The 24,417-nt window shown below is 72.2% G+C and carries 19 protein-coding genes; 9 read left to right on the top strand and 10 right to left on the bottom strand.

The window, feature by feature from the left end; translation table 11 throughout:
* Window positions 1–22 precede the first annotated feature (22 nt).
* On the bottom strand, window positions 23–790 hold the full coding sequence (locus JFN87_RS15620; RefSeq protein ID WP_209340664.1) for an SAM-dependent methyltransferase: 768 nt from the start codon (window positions 788–790) through the stop codon (window positions 23–25).
* 133 nt (window positions 791–923) lie between these two features.
* Window positions 924–1,469, bottom strand: a complete 546-nt coding sequence (locus tag JFN87_RS15615; protein WP_209340663.1) for a GNAT family N-acetyltransferase — start codon at window positions 1,467–1,469, stop codon at window positions 924–926.
* Between the two features lie 191 nt (window positions 1,470–1,660).
* Between JFN87_RS15615 and JFN87_RS15610 the strand changes: the two genes are divergently transcribed.
* Window positions 1,661–3,271 carry an MGH1-like glycoside hydrolase domain-containing protein gene (locus tag JFN87_RS15610; RefSeq protein ID WP_209340662.1) on the top strand — a complete coding sequence of 537 codons (1,611 nt, stop codon included), beginning with the start codon at window positions 1,661–1,663 and terminating at the stop codon, window positions 3,269–3,271.
* A 116-nt stretch (window positions 3,272–3,387) separates the two neighbouring features.
* Complete coding sequence (locus tag JFN87_RS15605) at window positions 3,388–4,221, top strand: aldo/keto reductase (RefSeq protein WP_209340661.1); 834 nt, start codon at window positions 3,388–3,390, stop codon at window positions 4,219–4,221.
* 67 nt (window positions 4,222–4,288) lie between these two features.
* Here the strand turns inward: JFN87_RS15605 and JFN87_RS15600 are convergent, their stop codons facing one another.
* From JFN87_RS15600 to JFN87_RS15585, 4 genes are all read right to left on the bottom strand, one after another.
* Entirely contained in the window at window positions 4,289–4,675 is a 387-nt protein-coding gene (locus tag JFN87_RS15600) for a TraR/DksA family transcriptional regulator (protein ID WP_307865464.1), read from the bottom strand.
* A 152-nt stretch (window positions 4,676–4,827) separates the two neighbouring features.
* Complete coding sequence (locus tag JFN87_RS15595; protein WP_209340660.1) at window positions 4,828–5,277, bottom strand: nitroreductase family deazaflavin-dependent oxidoreductase; 450 nt, start codon at window positions 5,275–5,277, stop codon at window positions 4,828–4,830.
* A gap of 193 nt (window positions 5,278–5,470) precedes the next feature.
* The gene (locus JFN87_RS15590) at window positions 5,471–8,767 is read right to left on the bottom strand and encodes a GH92 family glycosyl hydrolase (protein ID WP_209340671.1); all 3,297 of its coding nucleotides are present in this window, start codon (window positions 8,765–8,767) and stop codon (window positions 5,471–5,473) included.
* Between the two features lie 369 nt (window positions 8,768–9,136).
* Window positions 9,137–10,561, bottom strand: a complete 1,425-nt coding sequence (locus tag JFN87_RS15585) for a condensation domain-containing protein (protein WP_245179852.1) — start codon at window positions 10,559–10,561, stop codon at window positions 9,137–9,139.
* A 223-nt stretch (window positions 10,562–10,784) separates the two neighbouring features.
* On the opposite strand from JFN87_RS15585, the gene JFN87_RS15580 reads away from it, so the two are divergent.
* Window positions 10,785–12,614 (top strand): 5'-nucleotidase C-terminal domain-containing protein, encoded by a 1,830-nt coding sequence (locus tag JFN87_RS15580; RefSeq protein ID WP_209340658.1) that lies wholly within the window; start codon window positions 10,785–10,787, stop codon window positions 12,612–12,614.
* A gap of 193 nt (window positions 12,615–12,807) precedes the next feature.
* On the top strand, window positions 12,808–13,062 hold the full coding sequence (locus tag JFN87_RS34535; RefSeq protein WP_209340657.1) for an FG-GAP repeat protein: 255 nt from the start codon (window positions 12,808–12,810) through the stop codon (window positions 13,060–13,062).
* Here JFN87_RS34535 and JFN87_RS15570 read toward each other — a convergent pair.
* The 3 genes from JFN87_RS15570 to JFN87_RS15560 form a co-directional block, all read right to left on the bottom strand.
* A complete protein-coding gene (locus JFN87_RS15570) occupies window positions 13,043–17,203 on the bottom strand; it encodes a beta-galactosidase (protein ID WP_209340656.1) in 4,161 nt (1,386 codons plus the stop codon). The genes JFN87_RS34535 and JFN87_RS15570 overlap by 20 nt on opposite strands.
* Window positions 17,204–17,392: 189 nt before the next feature.
* Window positions 17,393–18,046: a 3-oxoacid CoA-transferase subunit B gene (locus JFN87_RS15565; RefSeq protein ID WP_209340655.1), complete on the bottom strand. Its 654-nt coding sequence runs from the start codon at window positions 18,044–18,046 to the stop codon at window positions 17,393–17,395.
* Between the two features lie 2 nt (window positions 18,047–18,048).
* Window positions 18,049–18,813, bottom strand: coding sequence for a CoA transferase subunit A (locus tag JFN87_RS15560; RefSeq protein ID WP_209340654.1), 765 nt, complete (start codon window positions 18,811–18,813; stop codon window positions 18,049–18,051).
* Between the two features lie 261 nt (window positions 18,814–19,074).
* Between JFN87_RS15560 and JFN87_RS15555 the strand changes: the two genes are divergently transcribed.
* The 5 genes from JFN87_RS15555 to JFN87_RS15535 are packed head-to-tail and all read left to right on the top strand — an operon-like array spanning window position 19,075 to window position 23,970.
* Window positions 19,075–20,313 (top strand): substrate-binding domain-containing protein, encoded by a 1,239-nt coding sequence (locus tag JFN87_RS15555; RefSeq protein WP_209340653.1) that lies wholly within the window; start codon window positions 19,075–19,077, stop codon window positions 20,311–20,313.
* Window positions 20,314–20,316: 3 nt separating this feature from the next.
* On the top strand, window positions 20,317–21,111 hold the full coding sequence (locus tag JFN87_RS15550) for an ABC transporter ATP-binding protein (RefSeq protein ID WP_209340652.1): 795 nt from the start codon (window positions 20,317–20,319) through the stop codon (window positions 21,109–21,111).
* The gene (locus JFN87_RS15545) at window positions 21,108–21,914 is read left to right on the top strand and encodes an ABC transporter ATP-binding protein (RefSeq protein ID WP_209340651.1); all 807 of its coding nucleotides are present in this window, start codon (window positions 21,108–21,110) and stop codon (window positions 21,912–21,914) included. The genes JFN87_RS15550 and JFN87_RS15545 overlap by 4 nt, the downstream gene beginning before the upstream one ends.
* Window positions 21,914–22,801, top strand: coding sequence for a branched-chain amino acid ABC transporter permease (locus JFN87_RS15540; protein ID WP_209340650.1), 888 nt, complete (start codon window positions 21,914–21,916; stop codon window positions 22,799–22,801). The genes JFN87_RS15545 and JFN87_RS15540 overlap by 1 nt, the downstream gene beginning before the upstream one ends.
* Complete coding sequence (locus JFN87_RS15535) at window positions 22,801–23,970, top strand: branched-chain amino acid ABC transporter permease (RefSeq protein WP_209340649.1); 1,170 nt, start codon at window positions 22,801–22,803, stop codon at window positions 23,968–23,970. The genes JFN87_RS15540 and JFN87_RS15535 overlap by 1 nt, the downstream gene beginning before the upstream one ends.
* 14 nt (window positions 23,971–23,984) lie before the next feature.
* On the opposite strand, the gene JFN87_RS15530 is transcribed toward JFN87_RS15535, so the two are convergent.
* A partial coding sequence (locus JFN87_RS15530; protein ID WP_209340648.1) for a PucR family transcriptional regulator occupies window positions 23,985–24,417 on the bottom strand: 433 nt, incomplete at its 5' end.

Here is a 24,417-nt window from a genome sequence, read left to right as displayed (position 1 = left end):
CGCCGTGCCGCCCGCGTCCGCGTCAGGGGATGCGGGCCACCGCGGCGTAGATGCCGGACACCTCGTCCCGAGGAGCCGGAGTGTCCTTGTACCAGCGCGGTGCCGGGACGAGACCGGGGTCCACGATCTCGAGTCCCTCGAAGAACGGCTCGATCTCGGCCCGGCTGCGCCACCTCGAGTCGATGCGGGACGAGTACGCGTCGTCGGGCCGGTGGAAGTCGAAAGTGCCGTGCGAGAAGACGAGGTAGCTGCCGGACGGCATCGCGTCGACCAGCGTGCGGGTGATCCCGTACGGGTCCTGGTCGTCGGTGACGAAGTGCAGCAGCGCGACCAGCGACAGGCATATCGGGCGGCTGAAGTCGAGCAGGGAGCGCGCGTGGTCGAGGATCACGCCCGGCTCGCGTACGTCGGCCTGCAGATAGTCGGTGGCCCCCTGCTCCGAGCTGATCAGCAGCGCCTCCGCGTGCCGCAGCACGATCGGGTCGTTGTCCGCGTACACGACCCGTGCCGCCGGCACGGCGCGCTGCGCGATCTGGTGCAGGTTCGGCTCGGTGGGTATTCCGGTGCCGATGTCGAGGTACTGGTCGATGCCGTGGGAGGCGACCCAGGCCACGGCGCGGTGCATGAACGCGCGGTTGTGGCGTGCCCCTTGCGCGACGGCGGACGGCAGTTGATCGCCCATGTCCTTGTCGACCTGGTAGTGGTCCTTGCCGCCCAGCAGGAAGTCGTACACGCGCGCCGGGTGCGGTCTGCTCGTGTCGATCTGCGGCTTGGGGCTGAATGCCGTCATCTGCTGCTCCGCTGCGCGTCCCTGGCCCGGGAGAACGCCCGGGCGGGCCGCCGGTCCGGCGGCCCACGCGGGAGTATGTCACCTCCGCCCGGGGCCCGTTGGGGCCTGCCCGGTCACGCCTCCGGGGCGCGGGTCAGCACTGCGGAGCCAGCTCATCGGCCGCGGCGCCGTCCACCGCCGCCGCGCCTGCCGCCACCGCCTCGGCCAGCGGTTTCGCGTAGCAGAGGCTGAGCTCGTCGAAGCGGTAGAGGCCGAACTTGGGGCACGGCCCGTAACCGGACGACATGTACAGGGACACGGCTTCCGGCTGCTTGGTGCCCGTCTCGAGGACCATCCGGGTGCGGCCCGCGGCGCGCGCGTCGTCCTCCAGGGCCGCCAGCATCCGCCGGGACAGGCCGTTGCCGCGTGCCTCCGGGATCACGTACATGCGCTTGATCTCCGCGTCGCCGTCCGCGTACCCCTCGTCGTTCGCGTCCTGCCGCCGCCAGCCGCCGGTGGCGACGGGGGAGCCGTCCTCGTCGTAGGCGATCAGGTAGAGACCCCGGGGCGGCTCGAACATGGCGGGGGCCAGCGGCGTGATGTCACCGTCGTCGCCGTATCGTTCGGCGTACTCCGCCTGCACGCGTGCGTTGAGCCGGACGGCGTCGGGGTGGTCGAAGGGGACCGTGCGGATAAGCATGCGGACTATCGTACATATGTGTCACATGGGGGCGTCTCGCCCCTGGCTGCCTCGATCCGTTCCCGCCGGCCGCCTCGGGCTGCGCCCCGCCTCCATCTGGCCTTCCTTCAGGCCCTATTGACAGCCGTGCGCGCCCTGCCTAGGTTCCGAACGTTCGAAAGACATCGTTGTCAAGATGTGGGGAGTCGGACATGGCGGCAGCGCGGGGCAACACCTCACGACGGGGTTTCCTGGCCGCGGGCGCGGCGGCGGCAGGAGCCGCGGGCCTCGGGGTGGCCGGGGCGGCGGCCCCGCCGGCCGAGGCGGCCACCTCCGGCCGGCGGCGCGTCGAGTACGTCCTGCCGACCCTCACCTTCGACGCGTCGGCCGTCCAGGACGAGCTCGGCACGGTGTACGACTCGGCGCTCACCGACGTCGTCGGCATCAACACGACGTACGCCGTCCCCGCCACGTACGACAAGGCCGGACTCGTCAGCTACCCGCCCGGCACCCTGGTACGGGCCGGCGGGGGATACCCGGAACCGCAGCGGTGGACGCGCGACGCGGCCATCAACGCCTGGAGCGCCGTCAGCCTCCTCGGCCCCTCGGTCGGCGAGAACACCCTGTGGTCCGTCGTCGACCCGGGGAAGGGGGAAACGGGGCCGGTCGTCCAGCAGGACAACCAGTGGTGGGACCAGATCGTCTGGGCCGTCGGCGCGTGGAACCACTACCTCGTCACCGGCGACCACGACTTCCTGGCGGACGCCTACGGCGTCGCCTCGCGCACGCTCGCCCTGCGCAAGGCGCAGAACCTCAACGCGTCCACCGGACTCTTCCAGGGCCCCGGATACATGAACGACGGCATCGCCGGATACCCGGCGCCGCCCTGGACCTCGGGCATCGACTCCAGCTTCGTGCTGGACTACCCGCACACCGACGAGCTGATGGTGCTCTCGACCAACTGCCTCTACCACGGCGCCCACCTCGCGCTCGAGGGCATGGCGACCGCCCTCGGCCACCATGCGGCGGCCGCCGGGTACCGCAAGGCCGCCGCGTCCCTGAGGTCCGCGATCGACCGCCACCTGTGGCGCGAGGACGCCGGGACCTACGGCTACTTCGTGCACGGCGGCGACGCCGGGAAGGGACACCTCGACACGTCCCAGGAAGGCGCGGGACTCGCGCTCGCCGTGCTGTTCGGCGTCGCCGACCGGCGCAGGACCCGGCTGCTGCTCGACGGGGCGCACTGGCAGCCGCACGGCATCGTCAACGTCTGGCCGCACTTCGAGCGCTTCAGCGACGACCGCCCGGGACGCCACAACGTGATGGTGTGGCCGATGGTGCACTCCATGTTCGGCCACGCCGCCGCGCGAGGCGGCAGGACCGACCTGTTCGCCCGCGCCGTGACCGAGCTGGCCGCGCTCGTCAAGGGCACCGGCGGCAGCTTCTACGAGCTGTACCACTCCGTGACGGGCAAGGTCGACGGCGGCTGGCAGACCGGCGGCAGCGGCACGCTGACCCACTTCGACTCCCAGCCCGACCAGGCCTGGTCCGCCACCGGCTACCTGCGGCTCATCCACCACGGCCTGTTCGGCCTGCGCCCGGCGGCCGACGGGCTGCGGATCGAGCCCTCGCTCCCCAAGGGCTGGGGTGACGTGCGGCTGCGGGGTCTCGCCTACCGGGACATGACGCTCGACATCGAGCTGACCGGCGCGGGCGACCGGGTCCACGCGTGCGTCGTCGACGGCCGGCGCGCCCGCACCGCGTCCCTGCCCGCGCACGGCGGGGGCCACCACACGGTCCGCATCGCGCTCGCGGGCTCGTGACCCGATCGGCCCCGCACCCGGCCCGGCCGCGCTCACCCTGCGATCATGGTGATGCTTCGGCACCGCACCCGCCGGGCAGGTGATCGCACAACAGGGTCGACGGAAGGGGCGCGGGCATGGCGGGGATTCGGACGGTGGCACTGCCCTCGGGCGAGCGCGTGCCCGCTCTCGGGCAGGGCACCTGGCGCATGGGCGACGATCCCGCCCGGCGCGCCGAGGAGATCGCGACTCTCCGGCGCGGCCTCGACCTCGGGCTGACGCTGATCGACACGGCGGAGATGTACGGGCACGGCGCGTCGGAGGAGCTCGTCGGCGAGGCGGTACGCGGCCGCAGGGACGACGTGTACCTGGTCAGCAAGGTGCTGCCGTCCCACGCGGACCGCGAGGGCACCGTCGACGCGTGCCACGCGAGCCTGCGCAGGCTCGGCACCGAACGCATCGACCTCTACCTGCTGCACTGGCGCGGGGACGTGCCCCTCCACGAGACGGTCGAGGCCCTCGACGCCCTCGTCTCCGAGGGCAGCATCGGCGCCTGGGGCGTCTCCAACCTGGACGTCGACGATCTCGCCGACCTGCCCGGCGGAGCCCTCCCCGCCACCGACCAGGTGCTCTACAACCTCACGCGCCGCGGCCCCGAGTACGACCTGATGCCGCGCTGCCGGGAGCTCGGTGTCCCGATCATGGCCTACTCGCCCGTGGAGCAGGGCCGGCTGCTGCGCCACCGGGCGCTCGCCTCCGTCGCCGCCGCGCACGGCAGGAGTCCCGCCCAGGTGGCCCTCGCCTGGGTGCTGCGCAGGGATGACGTCATCGCCATCCCGAAGGCGTCCACCGTCGCGCACGTCGAGGAGAACCGCGCCGCCCTCGACCTGCGGCTCACGGACGACGACCTCGCGGCCCTCGACCGGGCGTTCCCGCCCCCTGCCGGCAGGCAGCCCCTCGACATCCTGTGACCGTCCCACCGGCCGCGGCCGGACCACCATGACTGAGCGGCGTGCTGCGGCGTGCTCCGGTGTGCCGTCACCGTGCGGGCAGGCCCGCACAGTCGATGCAGCACGTCGCCGTGGGGCGCGCGGCGAGTCGCGCGGCGGCGATGGGGCCGCCGCACCGCTCGCAGACCCAGTACTCGCCGCCGGCCACCCGGGACGCGGCCCGGTCGAGTGCCTCCAGATCGCCGCGGGCCTGCTTGAGGGTGTCCCGCAGCTGGGCCCGCTCGAACGCGACGGTCTGCCCCTCGGGGTCGTGCTCGTCGTCGTCGCCCGTCAGGGCGGACGCCGCCACGACGTCGTCCCACAGGCGCGTCAGCGAGGCGACCAGCCGCGCCGTGCTCTCCCGCTTCTCGGCGATCAGCTCCGCGGCCTGCCGCCGCTCGGCCGCCGGACCCGCGCGCTCGGTGCTCTCGTCCACACAGCCACCGACACGCATACCGCGCCGATTATTCCGTTACGCAGCGATTTGGCGCGAAATCACCTCGGTACGAAATCACCCCTCCGTCCCGGATGCGGCGGAGCGGCCGCGCCCGGACGAGCCGCGTACTCGGCCGCCCGGGCGCGCCGGACTCAGCGCGTCGCCCGGTCCACCGGCTCCGCGACGAAGACCGGGATGACCCGGTCCGTTTCGCGCTGGTAGTCCGCGTAGTCGGGGAAGGCCTCGACGGACCGCTCCCACCACTCGTCGCGCTCCGCGCCCGAGGCCTCGTGTGTCACGTAGTCCCCGCGCGCCGCGCCGTCCTGCACCTGTACGTGCGGGTCCGCCTTGAGGTTGTAGTACCAGACCGGGTGGCGCGGCGCGCCACCCAGGGAGGCGACCAGCGCGTACCTCCCGTCGTGCTCCACCCGCATGAGCGGCGTCTTGCGGATGCTGCCCGACTTGTTGCCGCGCATGGTCAGGACGACCACGGGCCGCCCCTTCAGAAGGGTGCCGTCGGCACCGTCGCTGCTCTCGATGAGCGCCACCTGGTCCCTGGCCATCGAGGAGGAACTGGGCTCGTACGAGCCGTCCATCGGCATGGTGACCGCCTTTCGTGCGTCGTTCGCTGACGTGACAACCGATACCAGCCGACCGCCCGGCCGGGCCGCTTCCCGCCCCGCTCGGTGTGGCACGCGGACCGCGCCGCCACGGCCCCGTGACGCCGGAGGCCGGGGGCGGCCGCACCGAATCGGTTGCGGCCACCCCCGGCCGAGTGCCGGTTTCGCTCGACCGCTACGCGGTCGCCACGGCGAACACGTGCATCACGCCGCCCGACACCGTCGAGGGCAGAGTCACGCTTGCCAGCTGCTTGCCCGCCTGGAGCGCGATCGGCGCCGTCGCGAAGACGTCCGTGCCCACCGGGTCGGGCCCGCTGCTGAGCGTGTCGCGGTACGAGGTCTTCACGGCGACCGTGTTGCCGAAGGACGGCTGCTGCGAGCCGCCGCCCAGGGTCCAGTCGCTGAAGCCGATGTCCGCCTGCTGCGTGGTGCCGTCGGTGTACGTCAGCGTGACGGTGCCCTTGGCAGTGCCCTCGGCGGCGCTGCCCAGCAGGCTCAGCTTGGTCGCGCCTGCGGCCGCCTGCACCGAAACGACCTGGCCCGTGGCCGGCTGACCCGGTGTGACCTGGATGTTGTCGGGTTCGCCCGCCTGGACGTCGGGCCACGTGAAGGAGAAGCCGCCGGCCGACACCGTGCCGCCCGGGGCCGCGCCCGCGGCCGCGAGCGCCTGAGCCGAGTAGCTCCAGCCCTCACCGTCGAAGTTGCCCTGCGGCTTCGCGTCGTCCGAGATGCCCTTGCTGTTGAGGTTCCACAGCACGCTGTTCTCGGGGGCGACCGTCACGGAAACCGACGACCCCCGCAGCTCCTTGCCGCCGGAGGAGAACGTGACGGGCACGGTGTAGAACCCCGGCTTGGTGCCGGCGTCCGCCTTCACGGACACCTTCGCGCTCGCCGAGCCCGAGGCCGGCACCGCGAGGTCGCCCTGCGACGGGGTGACGGTGACACCCGAGGGCGCCTTCGCCGTCCAGTGCACCGTGGTGGCCTTGGCGTCGATGGTCTGCGCCCGCACGGTCGTGGTGGCCGCGTCACCGCCGGGGACCGCCTTCAGCGACCCTGTGCCGACCCCCGTGAACAGGCGGGTGCCGCCACCGGGGAACGACGGGGGAACGTTGGAGGCGGCGCTGCCCCAGGACTTGTCGGGCGTGCTGCCCAGCGTGTAGTCCAGCGTCCCGCCCCTGCTGACGAACGACGCGGGCACCCACGGCTTGCCGGAGCTCCTGCCGTTGACCCTGAGCCCCTGGATGTACGTGTTGGACGCGGAGGCCTTGGGCGCGTTGACCCTGATGGCCCTGCCGTGGCCGGTGTGCACCACCGCGCGCGGGAACAGCGGCGCGGAGAGCACCAGATCGGCGCGGCTGGGGACCTGCGGGTACATGCCCAGCGCGGAGAAGACGTACCAGGACGACATGGTCCCGGCGTCGTCGTTGCCCGGGATCCCGCCGGGCGTGTTCGTCCACAGCTGGTCCATCTCGGCCCGCACGGTCTCCTGCGTCTTGTACGGGACGCCGAGGTAGTCGTACAGGTAGGGCGCGTTGATGTCCGGCTCGTTGGTCGGGTCGTAGCGTGTGCCGTCATTGGCCGAGAAGTCGAACTTGCCGTCCTGCGTCCTGAAGAACGCGTCGAGGCGCTGCACCGCGGCCTTGTCGCCGCCCATCGCGGCGGCCAGGCCCGCCACGTCCGAGTACACCATCCAGGTGTAGCGGGCACTGGTGCCCTCGACGAAGCCGCTGCCGGTGTCCGGTGTGAACGTGCCGGACCAGGTGCCGTCGGAACGCCGGTCGCGGATGTAGCCGCCCTGCGGCGTCGCGTTCGGGTCGAAGACGTTGGTCCAGTTGCCCGACCTGGACAGGAAGTCCTTCTGGTCCTTGCGGTCGCCGGTGGCTCCGGCGAGTTCGGAGATGCCGAAGTCCGCGGCCGAGTCCTCCAGTGTTTCCGCGGCGCCACCCCAGCAGTGGCAGTTGTCGGCCGGCACGTAACCCAGCTTCAGGAACTGGTCGAGGGCCGGCCGCTGACCGACGCACTCGACGTTGCAGCCCGAGCTGTCCGAGTCGTTGGCGGTCGGTACGGTGGCTGCCTTGACCAGCGACTTCAGGGCGCCCTTCACGTCGAAGTGGCGGCCGCCGAAGGCGTAGATGCCGGCGAGGGCGGCGTCGGACGGATCGCCCGACATGACGCTCGTCTTGCCGTTCTCCAGCAGCCAGCGGTCCCATTCGCCGCCACGCTGGTTCGCGTAGTTGTACAGCGATTGCGCGTAGTCGCTGCCCGCCGTCGGGTTGAGCATCGTCAGCAGCTGTACCTGCGCCCGGTACTGGTCCCAGCCGGAGAAGGTGCCGTACTGCGCGTGCTGGCCCCTGGCGAGCCGGTGCGTCTTGCGGTCGGCGCCGAGGTACTGCCCGTTCACGTCGCTGGTGAGCGTCGGCTCGAGCATCGAGTGGTACAGCGCGGTGTAGAACGTGCTGCGCTGGTCGTCGGTGCCGCCGCCCACCTGGATCTTGGACAGCGCACGCCGCCAGGCGTCGGCCGAGCGCGCCTTGACCGCGCCGAACGACAGCCGGGGCGGGTTCTCGGCGCGCAGGTTCGCCTCCGCGTTCCGCTCGCTGACGTAGCTCACGGCCACCTTCGCCTGGACGTTCTTCGTCCCCTTCTTGAAGGTGACGTAGCCGCCAGAGCCCTTGCCCGCGACCGGATTGCCGGAGGAGCTGTAGCCGGTGCCGCCCTCGGCCGACGTGGAGCCGGCGTCGAGGGTGCCGTCCTTCCAGGTGCCGACCTCGGCGAACGGCTTGTCGAAGTGCGCCGTGAAGTACAGCGTGTACACGTCGTGGCGGTTGTTCGCGCTCTGCGGCCCGCAGAAGTTGCCCGCGGTGACCGAGCCGGTCACCGTCCTGGCCGCGGCGTCGATGTGCACGGTCGCGTCCGTGCTGCCGCTCTCCGAGTTGGAGGTGCGGAAGAGCATGCTCGCGGGCTTGTCGGCCGGGAAGCCGAACTCGCCGGTTCCGGTGCGGTCCGTGGTGGTGAGCCGTACGCTCGCGCCGCTGTCCAGGCCCACCTTGTAGTAGCCGGCGCTCGCGGACTCGTTCGCGTGCGAGAACGTCGAGGCGTAGGTGGCGTCCTTGGTGTCCGAGGTGGGGGAGGACGTCACGTCCCCCACGATCGGCATGATGGGGATGTCGCCGTTGGCCCCGGAGCAGCCCACGCCGTTCAGGTGGGTCAGGCTGAAGCCGCGGATCTTGTTGGCGTCGTAGCGGTAGCCGCCGGGCGCCGGGGTGGAGACCTGGTTGCCGGTCGAGTTCTGCGGGCTCCACGCCAGCATGCCGAAGGGCCGGACCGCGCCCGGGTACGTGTTGCCGGCGTTGGAGCTGCCGATCAGCGGGTTCACGTACGGAACGGGGTTGTGGACCATGCCGCGGCCGGCGTGGGACATGGTGGCGGCGGAGGCCGGCGCCACGGTGAGGGCGGCCCCGAGGGCCGCCATGGCGCCGACCGCGACGGAGCCGAGCCCCGCCCTTCTCAGCCGGCGCCGTCTGGAGGCCGTACGGCTCTCCCGGGTGTCTGACACCGTTCTTGCCCTTCCCTGGTGGCGGACGGCAACGCGACCGGGCCTGAGTGGGGGTCAGCCACCCGACAACGTTGTCAATTCAGGAAGGGATGCTTCCTGTTTGATCAGGAAGTGTCAAGGGTGTCCGGCATGCGAACCGCGAGCCCGCAGCCCGCTCCCGACCCCCGTGCGCCCTAGCGCACGGAGGGGCCCGTTCGCCCCGGTGGCCGCGCCCGGGACGAACGGGCCCTCACGCGGCGGCAGTCGAGCGAGTGCCGTCACGCGGCGGCAGGCGCGCGGCTGCCGTCACGCGGGGGAGGACACCGGCTGCAGCAGCGCGCCGGTGAAATTCCCGCGGTGCGCGACGGTGCGCAGGATCTCCCCGACGCACCGGACGTAACGCCCGACGTTGGCGGCGGCCAGTTCCGTGTCGGGATAGCGGGCGAAGAGGTACAGGCCCTCCCGGGTGCACACCACCCACAGGCACGCCTTGCCGCTGTCGGAAAGCCGCAGCAGGGCACGCGCGTTGCACCCCTCCCACTCCGCGGCGCCGGGCGAGTCACGCACGTCCATGTACGACAGGAGGGAGAACGGGTCGGGCGTCGTCTTCTTGAAGTCCATCCCCAGCAGCTCGCACACGCGGAAGAACGGCACGCGCGCCACCTGCCTGGCCTCCCGGGCCGAGCGCTGGGCGCGGCGCGCGACGGAGCGGAAGTCGCACTCCGGCGTCAGGTCGATCTCCACCGGGCCGCCCTCCACGTACCAGCCGACCGAGGCCGACCACTCCGAGCGCGAGCGGGTGTGGAAGGGCATGACGGTGCGGTAGGGCGAGGGCGCGCCCAGCTCACGCGCCGCCAGGGCGTGCGCGGCCAGCACCCCCGCGGGCAGTGCCGCGCGTGCCGACCGGCACGCCTCCGTGAGGGCGTCCGTCTCGCCCGGGTCGAGCAGCCAGGAGAACAGGGACTTCTGCGGGAGCAGTTCCTCACCCGTGGTGCCGAGCGGCAGCGGGAAGCCGGGCGGCCGGCCGCCGCTGTCGGCGATGAAGCGCTCCCAGCGCAGGACCGCGGGGTGGTCCCGGCCCACCAGCGCGGCCTCCGCGCGCTGCTCGTTGCTGTAGCTGACGTGGCTGCCGGTGTCCGGCAGCGCGGGCTCGCGCCGTTCGAGGGCGGCGCGGTAGAACTCGCGGATCTCGTGGACCATGCCGAACAGCGTGTAGCCGTCCGTCTGCGTGTGGTCGAAGGCCAGTACGACCGTGGCGGAGCCGTCCCGCTGGACGGTCTCCACCACGTAGCTCGGCCACCTGAGCGTGTGCGTCGCCGCGTCCAGCCGGTCGCGCAGGAACCGGCCGAGAATCGAAGCGTCGCGGAAGCTGCCCAGCACCGAGCTCTCCACGCCGACGACGTCCTGGGGCAGCGTGAAGCGGTGCAACTCGTCGCCCGACCTGCGAAATCCGCTGCGCAGGGTCTCGTGCCGGCCGATCCAGTTCACCAGCGCCCTGCCGAACGCCTCCACCTGGAGCTCACCCGGCATCTCGAAGGCCACACCGCCCCAGTCGGGGGTGCGCACCCCGCGCTCCTGGAGTCTCGCCACCGTCAGGACGTGGGACTCCTGGTTGTACGACGGGGGTACGGCGTCACGCTCCGCCTGCTGCGCGGCCGTGACCGCGGGAGCGTGCAGTGTCCACTCCCGCACCTGCCCGGGCCTGACGGGATACTGGTCGAGTTCGGTCATCTTCACGTCGGGCCCAACGACCCTGACCTGGCGCGGGCACGTGATCCTTGAAGGGGCAAGAGTGTTCGGCGTGGGTACCGGGGGAGTGCGGCCCGAACGGGGCGCGCCGGCCGCGGCGCCACCGTCCCCCGCCGCGCTCGGCGTTCAGGGCTACCGCACGGGCGCCCGGCAGTGCAGAATCTACGCGCGTCGCTGATTCTCAGTCGCCTGACAGGAGCCCCGCATGCCGATCGACCGCAGAACCTTCCTCAACCGGACCGCCGCGACAGGAGCGGGGGTCGCCCTGGCCACTGGCGGAGCGATCGCCGGGGCGGACACGGCCGAGGCCGCGCCGCGGGGCGGGCACCACCGGGGCAGGGGCCCGCACACGGCCTCACTGCGGGTGCTCGGCACGACGGACGTGCACGGACACGTGCTGAACTGGGACTACTTCACCAACGCCGAGTACGACGACGCCGCGCACAACGACGTGGGCCTCGCGAAGGTCGCCACCCTCGTCGAGCGGGCACGCGAAGAGGCAGGCCGCCACAGGACGCTCCTCGTCGACGCGGGCGACATCATCCAGGGCACCCAACTGTCCTACTACTACGCCCGCGTCGACCCGATCACCGGCGGCGACGGCAAGCGCCCGCCCACGCACCCGATGGCCCTGGCCATGAACCACATGAAGTACGACGCGGCCGCCCTCGGCAACCACGAGTTCAACTACGGCATCCCGCTGCTGCGCGCCTTCGAGGCCCAGTGCGACTTCCCGCTCCTCGCGGCGAACGCGCTGGACGCCAAGACCCGCAGGCCCGCCTTCGCGCCCTACCTCGTCAAGCGCGTGCACGTCCCCGGCGGCCCCGACATCAAGGTCGGCATCCTGGGCCTGACCAACCCCGGCATCGCCATCTGGGACAAGGCCAATGTGCAGGGCAAGATGGTCTTCCCCGGCCTCGTCGAGCAGGCGAAGATCTACGTGCCCAAGCTGCGCAGCCTCGGCTGCGACGTCGTCTTCTGCACCGACCACTCCGGTCTCGACGGCGCGACCACGTACGGCGACGCGATCCCCTACCCGGAGAACGCCTCCTCGCTCGTCGCCGCCCAGGTGCCCGGCATCGACGCGATCCTCGTGGGCCACACGCACGTGGAGCGGCCCTGCACGATCGTCACGAACGAGGAGACCGGCAAGCAGGTCGTGCTCTCCGAGCCGCTGATGTGGGGCATGCGGCTCAGCGTCTTCGACTTCGACCTCGAACTGCGCCACGGACGCTGGGAGGTCACCTCCGTCACGGCCGGCGTCCGCGACGCCGCCGACGTCGAGGAGGACGCGCGCGTCGCCTCGCTCGTCAAGGCGGAGCACGAGGCGGTCGTCGGCTACGTCAACCAGATCGTCGGCACGTGCGCCGTCGCGATGAGCGCCACCGAGTCCACCTACAAGGACACCCCGATCATCGACTTCGTCAACCGCGTGCAGACCGACACCGTCACGAAGGCCCTGGCGGGCGGCCAGTACGCGGACCTGCCCGTGCTCTCCGAGGCCTCCTGCTTCTCCCGCACCGCGTCCATCCCGGCAGGCCAGGTCTCGCTGCGGGACGTCGCGGGGCTGTACGTCTACGAGAACACCCTGGAGGCCAAGATCCTCACCGGGGCCCAGGTCAAGGACTACCTGGAGTGGTCCGCCCGGTACTTCGCCCGCACCGCGCCCGGCGACCCGGCCGACCCCGCGAAGATCACCAACGCGAACGGCATCCCCGACTTCAGCTACGACATCCTCAGCGGCCTCTCCTACGACATCGACATCGCCCAGCCGGAGGGGTCGCGCATCGTCAACCTCACCCATGCGGGCGCGCCGCTCGACCCGGCCGCCTCGTTCGTCCTCGCGGTCAACAACTACCGCTCGGGCGGCGGCAGCGGCTATCCGCACATCGCCACCGCCCAGTCGATCTGGTCGAGCAGCGACGAGATCCGCAACACGATCATCGCCTGGGTCCAGGCCAACGGCACCATCGACCCCTCGGCCTTCGGCGGCGACACCTGGCGCCTGGTCCGCGACGGTGCGCCGGTCTTCTGACGGCCTCACACGGACGCACGGGCGCACAGACGCACGGGCGCACGGCGGTCGCGGGCAGAAGGCAGGCCCGCGACCGCCCCCCCGGGGCACCAGGGACAACCATCGGGCTGCCCAACCTGCCTGACTGGTGACCACTGACTCACCGGCGGGCAACCGATGTTCCGTTCCCAGACACCCACCACACGCCTCGGCGATGCGTGCCGTCGCCGCGGGTGACCTCAACGGCGACGGCCATGACGACCTCGTGGCACTGGAGTACACCGGCGAGGGCGCGTACGCCACGGCCCTGTACACGGCGGGCGCTTCCCGCGCCCCACGAGGACGGCGGCAACGGCGCCGTGTGGTCCGTACGGGGCACGGGGGAGGGGCTCGTAGCGGCCGGGGCGCTGGTCGTCGGCCCCAAGGGCATCAACGCCCCCGCCGCCGCGTCACCCGGCCGAGCAGGTGAGGACCGGGTCGGCCCAGTCGCCGTGGTCGTTGCCGTTCCCGTCACCGCCGTCGCCGACCACCAGGTCGAGGACCTGGCCCCCGGTGACGGGCACGTCGATGTCCACCGGCGCCGAACTCCCCCGCAGCACCGGCGTCGTGGTGAGGGTCTTGCCGTCCACCAGGACCGAGAAGGTGACGCTCCCCGGGTCGCCGCCGTCGACGCCGACCGTCGCGGTGAATCGGCTGCACCGGCCCGCCAGGTAGACCTGGACATCGCTGGGGGAGTTGGTGCCGAGCCCCTTGGCGTGGACGGTTCCCGCCAGGGTGATCGGTGTCCCGTCGTCCGGGGCGGTGCCGCCGACGCTCTGGTCGCGCTCCACAGGCCCCCAGCCGTTGGTGGCCGAGAGGAACGTCAGGTCGCTGACCTGGTCGGTGCCCGCGGGCGGCGGTGCGGGAACCGTCCCGACGACGCGTTCGTCGCGCACGGTCGCCGCCTTGTGGTGCTGGGTGAGCCGCACAGCGGCCTTGAGGTCGCTGACCTTGGCCAGGTCCTCGGGGGCGGTGACCTTCCAGTGGAAGGTCGCGGAGCCGCCCGCGGGGATGCGGGAGACGGACGGTGGTGTGGACCGCTTGTCGACCGTCCAGCCGTCAGGAGCCGTCAGAGCGGCGGTGACGTGCTCGGCCGCCGGCCTGCCCGCCGGCACGGAGACGGTCGCCGTGGCGGTGAACTGCCCGCCGGGCTCCACGGAACCGGGCGCGGCCAGGGAGACTGACGCGCCGGGCGCGGCGGGCATCCGGTAGCGCGACGCGTCGTAGCGCGGGCTGTCGTTCTGCGCGACCTTGAGCGAGGAGGCATAGCTGCCGTAGTTCGTCAGTGCCACGCTGCCGAGGCCGCCGGTGCTCCCGTCGAGGTTCCACACCGCGATGGCGACGGTGTTCGACCCGTGCGGGTTCAGGATCCCGTTCGGGACCGGGAAGCTGGTCTGCGGGCCCTTGTAGTTGACGTAGTTGCCCATGTCCCAGCCGTTGACGTAGATCTCGGCGCGGTACTTGCGTGACGGGTCGTCGGTGATGGTGAGGCCCAGCGACGTGTCCTGGCCCTTCGGCAGGTCGAGCTTGACGCCGGTGGTGTACCAGGACACACCGGGCGTGGTGTCGGTCGCCGGAAGGGTGACCGGCTTCCAGCCGCGGGTGGGGTAGCCGGGCAGCATGTACCCGGCGCGCTCCCCGTACAGGCCGCCGGTGGCCAGCGGGCCGCGCACGGTGTCGACGGGGTCCTCGCCGCCGCGGACGCCCTGCAGCCGCCATGTGACGGTGTTCAGTGGGTCCCCGGTGAGCGAGGCGCCGATCAGGCCCCGTGCCGCCTTGTTGCCGTTGGACTCGTTGTAGTCCTCCTCGTGGCCCATGTTGACCGTCAGCACCGACACGACGTTGTCGCCGTCGGCCTTGAGCGCGCCGGCGGGGAAGCGGTAGGTCTTGCTGCCGTCGGCGGTCGAGCTGCCCAGGAACGTGCCGTTGAGCCACACCGAGGACGCGGCAGCGCCACCGCCGCTCTGCGTCGACAGCGTGATCCCGCTCTCCTTGCCGGTGGACGCGAAGCGTCCGCGGTACCAGGTGCTGCCGGTGTGGAAGCCGTAGTCGTCGGCGAACAGCACCGGCAGGCTCGCGGGGCTCGTGGTGCTGTTCGAGGTGGTCTTGTCGGCGACCTGCCAGCTCGAGTCGTCGAATCCGGGCTGCGCCTCGGGTGATCCCTGGACGTGCTTCCACCCGGTCAGCTTCGGCAGCGTGATCGGTGCCGCGGTGGCGATGGCGCCGGTGCGGCTGCCGGTCGGCGTCACGTGAGTGTGCATGGGCCGTCCGTTCCAGGACACCGACCTGGCGCCGCTGAACACCTCGATGCTCTTGCCGCTGCCGTTGTCGCCGGTCAGCGCGAGGTGGGCGCCGTGGGACACCGCGCCACGCAGCAGGTGGGTGCCGCGCACGAGGACGGGGCCGGCGGCGGTGTCCTGCCGCCAGAAGGTCTTCGCGGTCGCGGTGTCCGCGAGGAGCAGCATCAGCGGATGGTCGCCGCCGATCTGCACCCGGGTCAGGCCCGAGTGCTGGTAGTCGAGCCTCAGGTCGCCCGTCTTGGCGTCCCAGGTCGTGGTCACCTTCCCGCCGCTCGCGGTCACGGTGGGCCGGGAGGCGTAGTGCAGCACGGTCTCGCCGTCGCTGCCGTGGTCACCGTAGAGCACGGCGATCTCCCGGCCCGCCACCTCGGCCTGCGTCATGATCTCCGAGGTGGAGTAGCGCAGCGAGTTGCCGCCGAGGTCGTAGCCGGCCACGATGATCTTGCTCTGGCGGCCGTCGAGGGCGAGCGCCGTACCGGGCTGCTGCGGGACGGTGTAGACGGGCGCGCTCGCGGCCGAGCCGGTGGTGACGTCGATCGCGTCGATCGTGACGAACGTGCCCGACGCGGCAGGGCTCTTGTCGCCGGTGGCGGTGATCCGCAGCGTGTGGGGGCCGTTGCTGAGGCCGTGCGCCTCGTAGGCCGCGTACTGGTTGCGCTTGCTCGCGCCGTACAGGTCGACCGTCTTGACCTTCGTGCCGTCCAGGTAGACGTCCGCGGTGCCGTGGTTGCCGTCGAGGTTGCTGATCCACTTCACGCCGGTGCCGGTGAAGTCGACACTCGCGCTGTCGCCCGCGGTGTCAGTGAAGGACTCGGTGTGCTGGTAGTCGCCGCCCGTGTAGTTCTGCTCGGCGCCGACGTGCGACCAGGAGCCCTTGTACGTGAGGGCGGAGTCGGTGTCGTCGTGGGTGTAGCCGGAGTGCGCGCCCAGATCGATCGTGAGGTGCGTGCTGTCGGCGGTCGTCGCCGTGGAGTCGTCGTGCCGCACCACGTGGAACTGCGTCCCGGTGTCCGGGTTGATGCGCGCGGTGTCGACGATGTCGCCGTTGGCGGTCGGGACCGCGGGCAGCGGGTCCGTCTTGGTCAGCGGGGCGACGGACTGGGTGAAGTAGCCGATCAGCTTGTCCTCGCCGTACTTGGGGTCGAGCTGGCGGGTCTCGCGTATCGCCGCGCCGTAGTCGTACGAGGTGTAGTTCTGCGGCTCGCCGAGCCAGCCCCAGTTGGTGCCGCCGTAGGTCATGTAGAAACTCTGCGAGGTGGCGCCGACGGCGATGTTCTGCTTGTAGAAGACGTCGGCGAACCGGTCGTTGATCAGCTGGGCGCACTTGTCGTAGCCGGGGCCGCCCCACGGGTCGAACGCGCCGCCCTGGAACTCCGCCGTCTCCAGCGGCTTGCCGGCCGGGTGGTCGTAGCTGATGTCCGGGACACCGCTCCAGCGCGTGGGATTGCTGCAGTTGAAGCCCTGCGGGTACGAGTCGGCCCCGTCGACGTCGAGGGCCGCGTCACCCGAGTTGAACGTCCCGTTGTTGTTGCCGACGAGCGGCACGGTGATGCCGTCCGCGGTGGCCTTGTCCTCCAGGTGCTTCATGTACGTGCGGCCGGACGCACTGCCGTTGTAGTACTCGTTCTCGACCTGGTACTCGATCACCGAGCCCGTGCCGTTGGTGAGCTGGTGGCGGGCCAGGATGCGGTCGATCCGCGTCTGCCACTCGTCGCTGTACTTGAGGTACGCCGGATCGTCCGTGCGGGTGTTGCCCGCCTTGGTGGACAGCCAGCCGGGGAAACCGCCGCCGTCCACCTCGGCGTTGATGTACGGGCCCGGGCGCGCGATCACGTAGAAGCCGAGCCGGTCGGCCATGTCGAGCAGCCGGTCCACGTCCCGCACACCGGTGAAGTCGTAGACGCCGGGCGCCGGCGAGTGGTAGCCCCAGTCGAAGTACAGCGACACGGCGTTGAACCCGGCCGCCTTCATCTTCTGCAGGACGTCGAGCCACAGGTCCTGGCTCGGCAGCCGGAAGTAGTGGAACTCGCCCGCCCACAGGTAGGTGCGCTTGCCGTCGATCTTGAAGGAGTATCCGTCGTAGGTGACGGTGTGCGCGCCGGGCTTCCCGGCGTGCGCCGCGGCGGACGCCGTGCGGGCGGAAGCGCCGGCGCGGGTGGCGGCGCTCGCGCCGGTCGCCAGGCCCGCGCCCAGGCCGGCCGCGAGCGCCAGCGTCACGCAGACCGAAAGGAAGCGCCGCAGTATGCGGCGGCGCAAGCGGTGAACCGGCATTACCTACCTCCACGTCAGGTACGGGAGCACGCGAGCCGGCCAGGGCCGCCGGGACGCGCAGCCCCGCCAACACCCCGGCCGCCCCACACCGTTGTGCGCAAATGTGCGAACGAGTTGATTGTCGTTCGGGAGTGTTGCATCGGTGCTCGCGGAGCGCAACCAGTCGCACACACTTTTGTCGGCGCCGGATCAGCCGGCGCCCGCCAGGCCCGCCGCCGGCGCCAGAGCAGTCCCCGTGGCCCGCCTGACCTCGTCCAGAGTGACCCCGGGCGCCAGTTCGGCGACGGCCATCCCCTCGGGCGTGACGTCCAGGACGGCGAGATCGGTGATCACCCGGTCGACGACGGCGCGCCCGGTCGCCGGCAGGGTCAGTTCCTCCACGATCTTGGGCGACCCGTCCTTCGCCGTGTGCTCCATGACGACGATCACCCGACGCGCGCCGTGGACGAGGTCCATCGCACCGCCCATGCCCTTGATCATCCTGCCGGGGACGCTCCAGTTCGCCAGGTCCCCGCCTGCCGAGACCTGCATCCCCCCGAGCACGGAGACGTCGATACGGCCGCGGCGCACCATCCCGAAGGACAGCGCCGAGTCGAACGTGGACGCGCCGGGCACCAGAGTGACGGTCTCCTTTCCCGCGTTGATCAGATCGGGGTCCTCCTCGCCCGGACGGGGCGACGGCCCCACACCGAGCAGCCCGTTCTCCGCATGGAGCACGACGTGGGCCCCCGGCGGCAGGTGGTCGGGGATCAGGGTCGGCAGCCCGATGCCGAGGTTGACGTACTGGCCGTCGCGCAGTTCGCGGGCGGCGCGGGCGGCGAGGCGTGCGCGATCGAGGGACACGGTCAGATCTCCTTGCTTGCCGCAGGGGCGGAGCCACGCCGTTCGATGCGCCGGTCCGCCGCGTCCGCCTGGACGATCCGGTCGACGAAGACACCGGGCAGGTGGACGTGGTCCGGGTCGAGCGAGCCCGCCTCCACGATGCGTTCGGCCTCGACGACGCACACCCGCGCCGCCATCGCGCACAGCGGGTTGAAGTTGCGGGCGGCCGCGTGGAAGACGCAGTTGCCGTGGCGGTCCGCCACCGCCGCGCGAACCAGCGCGAAGTCCGTGGTGAGTGCCTCCTCCAGCAGGTGCCGCCGGCCGCCGAACTCGCGCGTCTCCCTGGGCGGTGAGCACCGGGCGACCGAACCGTCCGGCGCGTAGCGCCACGGCAGACCGCCCTCCTCGATCTGGGTGCCCGCCCCTGCCGGTGTGTAGAACGCCGGGATGCCCGCCCCGCCGGCGCGCAGGCGCTCCGCGAGAGTGCCCTGCGCAACGAGCTCGACCTCCAGCTCGCCGGCCAGGTACTGGCGCGCGAACTCCTTGTTCTCCCCGACGTACGAAGAGGTCATCCGCACGATCCGGCCCGCGCGCAGCAGCAGACCGAGACCCCAGTCGTCCAGACCGCAGTTGTTCGACACCACGCGCAGGCCGCCGGGCCCCGCCTCCACCAGAGCGGCCAGCAGCGTCGACGGGATGCCGCACACCCCGAAACCGCCCACGGCGAGCGTCGCCCCGCCGGGTATGTCGGCGACAGCCGCCGCGGCCGATCGCACCCTCTTGTCCATGAACTCCCTCTTTCTCGGCGTACCGTCCGGCGAAGCCACCCTCACGGCGCCGCACGACCGCTCGCCATGTGACGAGGCGACACCCCCAGGCCGCCGGGAGCGGCGCGCGCCACCATGTCCCCACTCGCCGCCCGGCTCCTACGGTTTCGGCCACATCAGCCTTTCGCCGGCAGCCACGCGGCTCGTGCGCCACCCGCCAACTCCCCCCAGGGCGGGGCGCCGGCCGCGCTGCGGACGGCACAACACCGGGAGCCGCTCACGATGCGTTGGCCGACCACACGCGCACGCCGCGCCGGATCACTCTCCGCGCCGGCCCTTCCCGTCCTGCTCGCGGCGGGGCTCCTGCTCGCCGGATGCTCGGCGCCCGGCACGTCGGGAACGACCGGCTCGGGCCCCTCCTCCTCGGCGCCGGTCAAGGTCGGGCTCGTCTACTCGCGCACCGGTCTGCTGGCCGCCTACGGCAAGCAGTACCGCGAGGGCTTCGACGCCGGGCTGAAGTACGCCACGCACGGCACCGGCACGGTCGACGGACACCGCATCGAGGTCACGGCCAAGGACGATGCGGGCTCACCCGGGACCGCGGTCGCGGAGACCAAGGACCTCATCGGACGCGGATGCCGGATCATCGCGGGGACGACGGACTCCGGAGTGGCGCTGCAGACCGCCCCGCTCGCCGCCCAGAACCGCGTCCTGTACATCGACGGCCCCGCGGCCACCGACGACATCACCGGCGTCAACCGCTACACCTTCCGCTCCGGCCGCCAGTCCTACCAGGACACCCTCACCGCGGCGTCCGTGCTCGGGTCCGCCAAGGACAAGAAGGTGACGGTCCTCGGCCAGAACACCGCCTTCGGCCAGGCCAACGTCGCCGCGGTGAAGGGCGTGCTCGGCGGCCGCGGAGCGAAGGTGACCGCCGTCCTCGCCCCACCGAGCGCCACCGACCTCACGCCGTTCGCACGCCAGGTGAAGGCGGCCGCGCCCGACCTCGTCTTCGTCGCCTGGGCGGGTTCGACCGCCCCCGCCCTGTGGACCGCCCTCGACCAGCAGGGCGTGCTGGGCTCCACCAAGGTCGTCACCGGGCTCGCCGGCACCGCGTCCTACCCGGTGTTCGGACGGGCGGCCTCCAAGGTGTCCTTCCTCGCCCACTACTTCCCCGGCGCGGGCGGCGGCAACCCGGTGGAGAAGGCCATGATCGACGACGTCACGAAGGCCGGCGGCACACCAGACCTCTTCACCCCGGACGGATTCACGGCCGCCCAGATGGTCGTACGGGCCGTGCACGCAGGCAGCCCCACCGACACCGACGCCATGGTGAAGGCCCTGGAAGGCTGGAGCTTCGCCGGGCCCAAGGGCAAGGAGCAAGTACGCGCGGCGGACCACGCCCTGCTGCAACCCATGTTCACCGCACGGCTGGTGGGGACCGGGGCCTCGGCGAAGCCGCGGCTGGTGTCCACGCAGCCGGCCTCGGCGGTCGCCCCTCCGGTCCGGAAGAAGGGCTGACGCGTGGCCCGCACGGACACACCCCGCACACCACCCCCACCCGCACCGGCGGCCTCCCCGGCCGTTCTCGCCCTGCGCGGACTCGGCCGGAGCGTCGGCGGCGCGACCATCGTCGACGACGTCACCCTGGACGTGCGCGAAGGCGAGTTCCTCGCCGTGATCGGCCCCAACGGCGCGGGCAAGACCTCCCTGTTCGACCTGATCAGCGGGATCACGCCCGCCACCCGCGGCACCATCGGACTCGACGGGCACGACATCACGGACGCACCGGTGCACGCCCGAGCCAGGCTCGGCCTCGGACGCACCTTCCAGCTCTCCAGCCTCTGGCCCGCGATGACGGTCGCCGACCACGTCCGGCTCGCCGCACAGGCCGCCGAAGGTGTCTCCTACCGCCTGTGGCGGCGCGCGCCCCGCTACGCGGGCCAGGTCGCGCACGTCCTGCGCCGCACCGGCCTCGAGCACCGCGCCGGCACGCCCGCGGCCGAGCTGTCCCACGGAGGCAGGCGCCAACTGGAGCTCGCCGTCGTGCTGGTGGGCGAGCCACGGCTGATCCTGCTCGACGAGCCCATGGCCGGCGTGAGCGCGGAGGACGTGCCCCTGCTGACGGCTCTCATCCGCGCGGTCCACCAGGAGGAGCGCCGCACGGTCCTCATGGTCGAGCACCACATGGACGTCCTGCTCGGACTGGCCGACCGGATCGCCGTGATGCACCACGGCGGCCTGCTCGCCGTCGACACACCGGCGGCCGTCATGGCCGACGAGACCGTCCAGCAGGCCTACCTGGGGGAGGAACTGTGAACGCGGCGGGCAACGCGCACCCCCGGCCGCTGCTCGCCGCGCGCGACCTGCGCGTCCGCATCGGCGGCCGGCACATCCTGCACGACGTCCACCTGGACGTCGCACCGCACGGCGTCACCGCGCTCCTCGGCAGGAACGGCGCCGGCAAGACCACCACCGTCCGCGCGATCCTCGGACTCGTCCCGCGCACCGGCAGCATCCTCCTCGACGGGCAGGACGTCTCGGGACTGCGCACCCACGTCCTCGTCCGCCGGGGCATCGGCTACGCGCCCGAGGACCGGGGCGTCTTCACCGCGCTCACCGTCGCGGAGAACCTCAGACTCGCCGAACGCCCCGGCTCACGCCCTCCGGACTACGCCCTGGTCCACGACCTCTTCCCCGAGCTGCGGCAGCGCGCGGGCCAGCCGGCCGGCACCCTCTCCGGCGGGCAGCAGCAGATGGTCGCCATCGCCCGCACCCTCCTCGCCGACAACCGTCTCGTCATCGTCGACGAGCCGACCAAGGGACTCGCGCCGAAGATCGTCACCGAGGTCGCCGAGGCCCTCGAACGCGCCGCCCGCGCCGTCCCCGTCCTCATGGTCGAGCAGAACCTCGCCGTCGTCAGGCGGCTCGCGACGACCTGCGCCGTCCTCGTCGACGGACGCACCGCGTACGCGGGCGAGGCCGCGCCGCTGCTCGCCGACCCGCGGGCCACCCGGCGGCTGCTCGGAGTCGCCAGTGGCAGCACGCGCGGCGGGCAGGACCCGCCGGGCGCCCGCGCGAGCGCCGCGGAAAGCCCCGACACGCGGGAGGCCCAGTCCTGATGGACACCCTCGTACTCCTCACCATGACCGGGCTCGGCCTCGGCGCCCTGTACTTCCTCATCGCCTCGGGTCTCTCGCTGATCTTCGGCCTCATGGACGTACTCAACTTCGCCCACGGCGCCCTGCTGTCCGTAGGCGCCTACGCCTGCTGGTGGGCGGCCTCCGGGCACCTGCCCGGCGCGGGCCCGCACGGCGCTGGGTTCGTCCTCGCCGTCGCCTTCGGCGTCGTCACGGGCACGCTCGCGGCGGTGGCCCTCGAAGTAGGTGTCGTACGGCCGCTGTACGCGAGGCCGCGCGAGCAGGTGCTCGCCAACGTCGGTGTCGGTCTCGCCGTGCCCGCCCTGCTGTCCGGCATCTGGGGCAGCGACGCCCGCACGTTCCCGGTACCGGACGCCCTGTCCGGGACCGTCACCCTGCTCGGCGCGCGGGTGCCCGCCAACCGGATCCTGCTGATCGGATGCGCCCTCGCCGTCCTGGTGGGGCTGCGCGTCCTGCTCGGACGCACCCGCGCGGGCCTCGTCGTCCGAGCCGGTGTGCAGGACCGCGCCATGGTCAGCGCCCTCGGCATCGACGTCCGTCGCGCCTTCACCCTCGTCTTCGCGCTCGGCGGGGCCCTCGCCGCCCTCGGCGGCGCCCTCGGAGGCGTGTACTTCGGCGAGGTCGACCCCGGCCAGGGCACCTCTCTGCTGATCTACGCCTTCGTCGTGGTCGTCGTCGGCGGAATGAGCTCGGTCACCGGCGCCGCCGCTGCCTGCGTGGCCGTCGGCCTCCTCCAGCAGTTCGCCAACTACTTCACGACCGCCGGCCTCGGCGACCTGGCCGTCGTCGTCCTGCTCGCCGTCGTGCTCCTCGTCCGCCCCCGCGGCCTGATGGGAAGGCTCACCTGATGTCCTCCAACCCACCGCGCGACGCCGTGGACCGCACACACCCGGCGCGAGGCACCCGCGGGCTGCTGCGGCTGTGGCCGGCCGCGCTGCTCATCGCCGCCGCCGCGGTGCCGTTCGGCTCCTTCCCGCTGCCCGGACTGCTCGCAGGACCGGTCGGCAGCCCGGGAAACCTGCAACTGCTCGCCCTGTGCCTGCTGTTCGGTGCGCTGGCGACCGGCTACGACCTGCTGCTCGGGCGCACGGGACTGCTCTCCTTCGGGCACGTCCTCTACTTCGCCTTCGGCGCGTACGCCACCAACACCGTCATGCTCGAAGCACACCTGCCGTTCCCCGTCGCGGCCCTCATCGGGGTGCTCGCCGGCACGGCGCTGTCCGCTGTGCTGGGCGCCGTCAGCCTGCGGGTGTCCGGCATCGGGTTCTCCATGGTCACGCTCGCCTTCGCGCAGGCCTTCTCCATCGTCGTCTCGCGCGACCCCGGCGGCCTCACGGGCGGCGAGGAGGGCCGCGCCGCCCCCGCGGGCCTCCTGCCGGGCGGCTTCGTCGGCATCGACCACACGGCCGACCTGTACTGGCTGGCACTCGGCTGTCTCCTGCTCACCCTCGGCGTGAGCGCGTGGGCGCTGCGCTCACCGCTCGGACGCGTGTGGGACGGCATCAGCCAGAACGAGCAGCGCGTCGAGGTGCTCGGCCTGCGGCCCTACGGGTTCAAACTGACGGCGTTCGTGATCGCCGGCGCGCTCGCGGCCTTCGCCGGCACGGTGCACCTGCTGCTGACCGGCGGCGCCACACCCGGCACCACGACGACCGACTTCAGCCTCTCCCTGCTGGTGATGGTCGTCCTCGGCGGATCGGGAAGCCGATGGGGGCCGATGATCGGCGGCATCCTCTACACCTGGGCCGACCAGCGGCTCTCGGACGTCGCGGGCTCGGGCGCCGTCGCCTCGCTGCCCGGCGTCCTGCGTGTGCCGCTGTCCCAGCCGCTGTTCCTGCTCGGCGCACTGTTCGTGGTGATCGTCGCCGTCCTGCCCGGGGGCCTGGCCCGGCTGCCCGCACGCATCGCCGTAGTGCGGCGCGGGAGAACTGTCCGAACCGAACCACCACCGGACGCCCCGCCGGCCGCCCAGGGGGCCGTGGGCACGGCGCGCGCAGGCGACCGCCACGGCGCATGAGGCCGGCCCCCGCGTCAGGGCGTGCTCGCCAGCAGCTGAAGCCGCAGGGCGAGTTGCAGTTCGAGGGCGCGGTCGGGGCGGTTCCAGTCCCGGCCGAGCAGCGCCTGGACCCGGTCGAGTCGCTGCACCACCGTGTTGACGTGCACGTGCAGCTCGTCCTTCGCCCGGGTCAGGCTCCCGCCGCAGCCGAAGTAGGCGCCGAGCGTGCGCACGAGCTCCGTGCCGCGCTGCGCGTCGTAGCGCAGCACGGGGCCCAGCACGGACTCGACGAACGCCCCCACATCGTGGCCGTCGCCCAGCACCACGCCGAGGAAGCCGAGTTCCGGCGTGCTCGCGCCCTCGCCCGTCCTGCCGAGCACCCGCATCGCCCGCAGGCAGCGGCACGCCTCCTCGTGCGCCGCCGCCAGCGCGGCAGGCCCCCGCGCGGGCCCCGCCGCGGCCACGGTG

It is taken from the genome of Streptomyces montanisoli, from assembly GCF_017813245.1.
Lineage (GTDB): Bacteria > Actinomycetota > Actinomycetes > Streptomycetales > Streptomycetaceae > Streptomyces > Streptomyces montanisoli.
The sequence above is the reverse complement of the archived record's forward strand: the minus strand, read 5'-3'. Positions and strand labels throughout refer to the sequence as shown.

Bases quoted from the DNA above. Each gene is read 5' to 3' on its own strand.
- JFN87_RS15595 (WP_209340660.1), bottom strand. From the start codon at position 5,277: ATGCCGATGGACGGCTCGTACGAGCCCAGTTCCTCCTCGATGGCCAGG.
- JFN87_RS15590 (WP_209340671.1), bottom strand. From the start codon at position 8,767: ATGGCGGCCCTCGGGGCCGCCCTCACCGTGGCGCCGGCCTCCGCCGCC.
- JFN87_RS34535 (WP_209340657.1), top strand. From the start codon at position 12,808: ATGCGTGCCGTCGCCGCGGGTGACCTCAACGGCGACGGCCATGACGAC.
- JFN87_RS15585 (WP_245179852.1), bottom strand. From the start codon at position 10,561: ATGACCGAACTCGACCAGTATCCCGTCAGGCCCGGGCAGGTGCGGGAG.
- JFN87_RS15580 (WP_209340658.1), top strand. From the start codon at position 10,785: ATGCCGATCGACCGCAGAACCTTCCTCAACCGGACCGCCGCGACAGGA.
- JFN87_RS15535 (WP_209340649.1), top strand. From the start codon at position 22,801: ATGTCCTCCAACCCACCGCGCGACGCCGTGGACCGCACACACCCGGCG.
- JFN87_RS15555 (WP_209340653.1), top strand. From the start codon at position 19,075: ATGCGTTGGCCGACCACACGCGCACGCCGCGCCGGATCACTCTCCGCG.
- JFN87_RS15620 (WP_209340664.1), bottom strand. From the start codon at position 790: ATGACGGCATTCAGCCCCAAGCCGCAGATCGACACGAGCAGACCGCAC.
- JFN87_RS15615 (WP_209340663.1), bottom strand. From the start codon at position 1,469: ATGCTTATCCGCACGGTCCCCTTCGACCACCCCGACGCCGTCCGGCTC.
- JFN87_RS15605 (WP_209340661.1), top strand. From the start codon at position 3,388: ATGGCGGGGATTCGGACGGTGGCACTGCCCTCGGGCGAGCGCGTGCCC.
- JFN87_RS15560 (WP_209340654.1), bottom strand. From the start codon at position 18,813: ATGGACAAGAGGGTGCGATCGGCCGCGGCGGCTGTCGCCGACATACCC.
- JFN87_RS15570 (WP_209340656.1), bottom strand. From the start codon at position 17,203: ATGCCGGTTCACCGCTTGCGCCGCCGCATACTGCGGCGCTTCCTTTCG.
- JFN87_RS15610 (WP_209340662.1), top strand. From the start codon at position 1,661: ATGGCGGCAGCGCGGGGCAACACCTCACGACGGGGTTTCCTGGCCGCG.
- JFN87_RS15540 (WP_209340650.1), top strand. From the start codon at position 21,914: ATGGACACCCTCGTACTCCTCACCATGACCGGGCTCGGCCTCGGCGCC.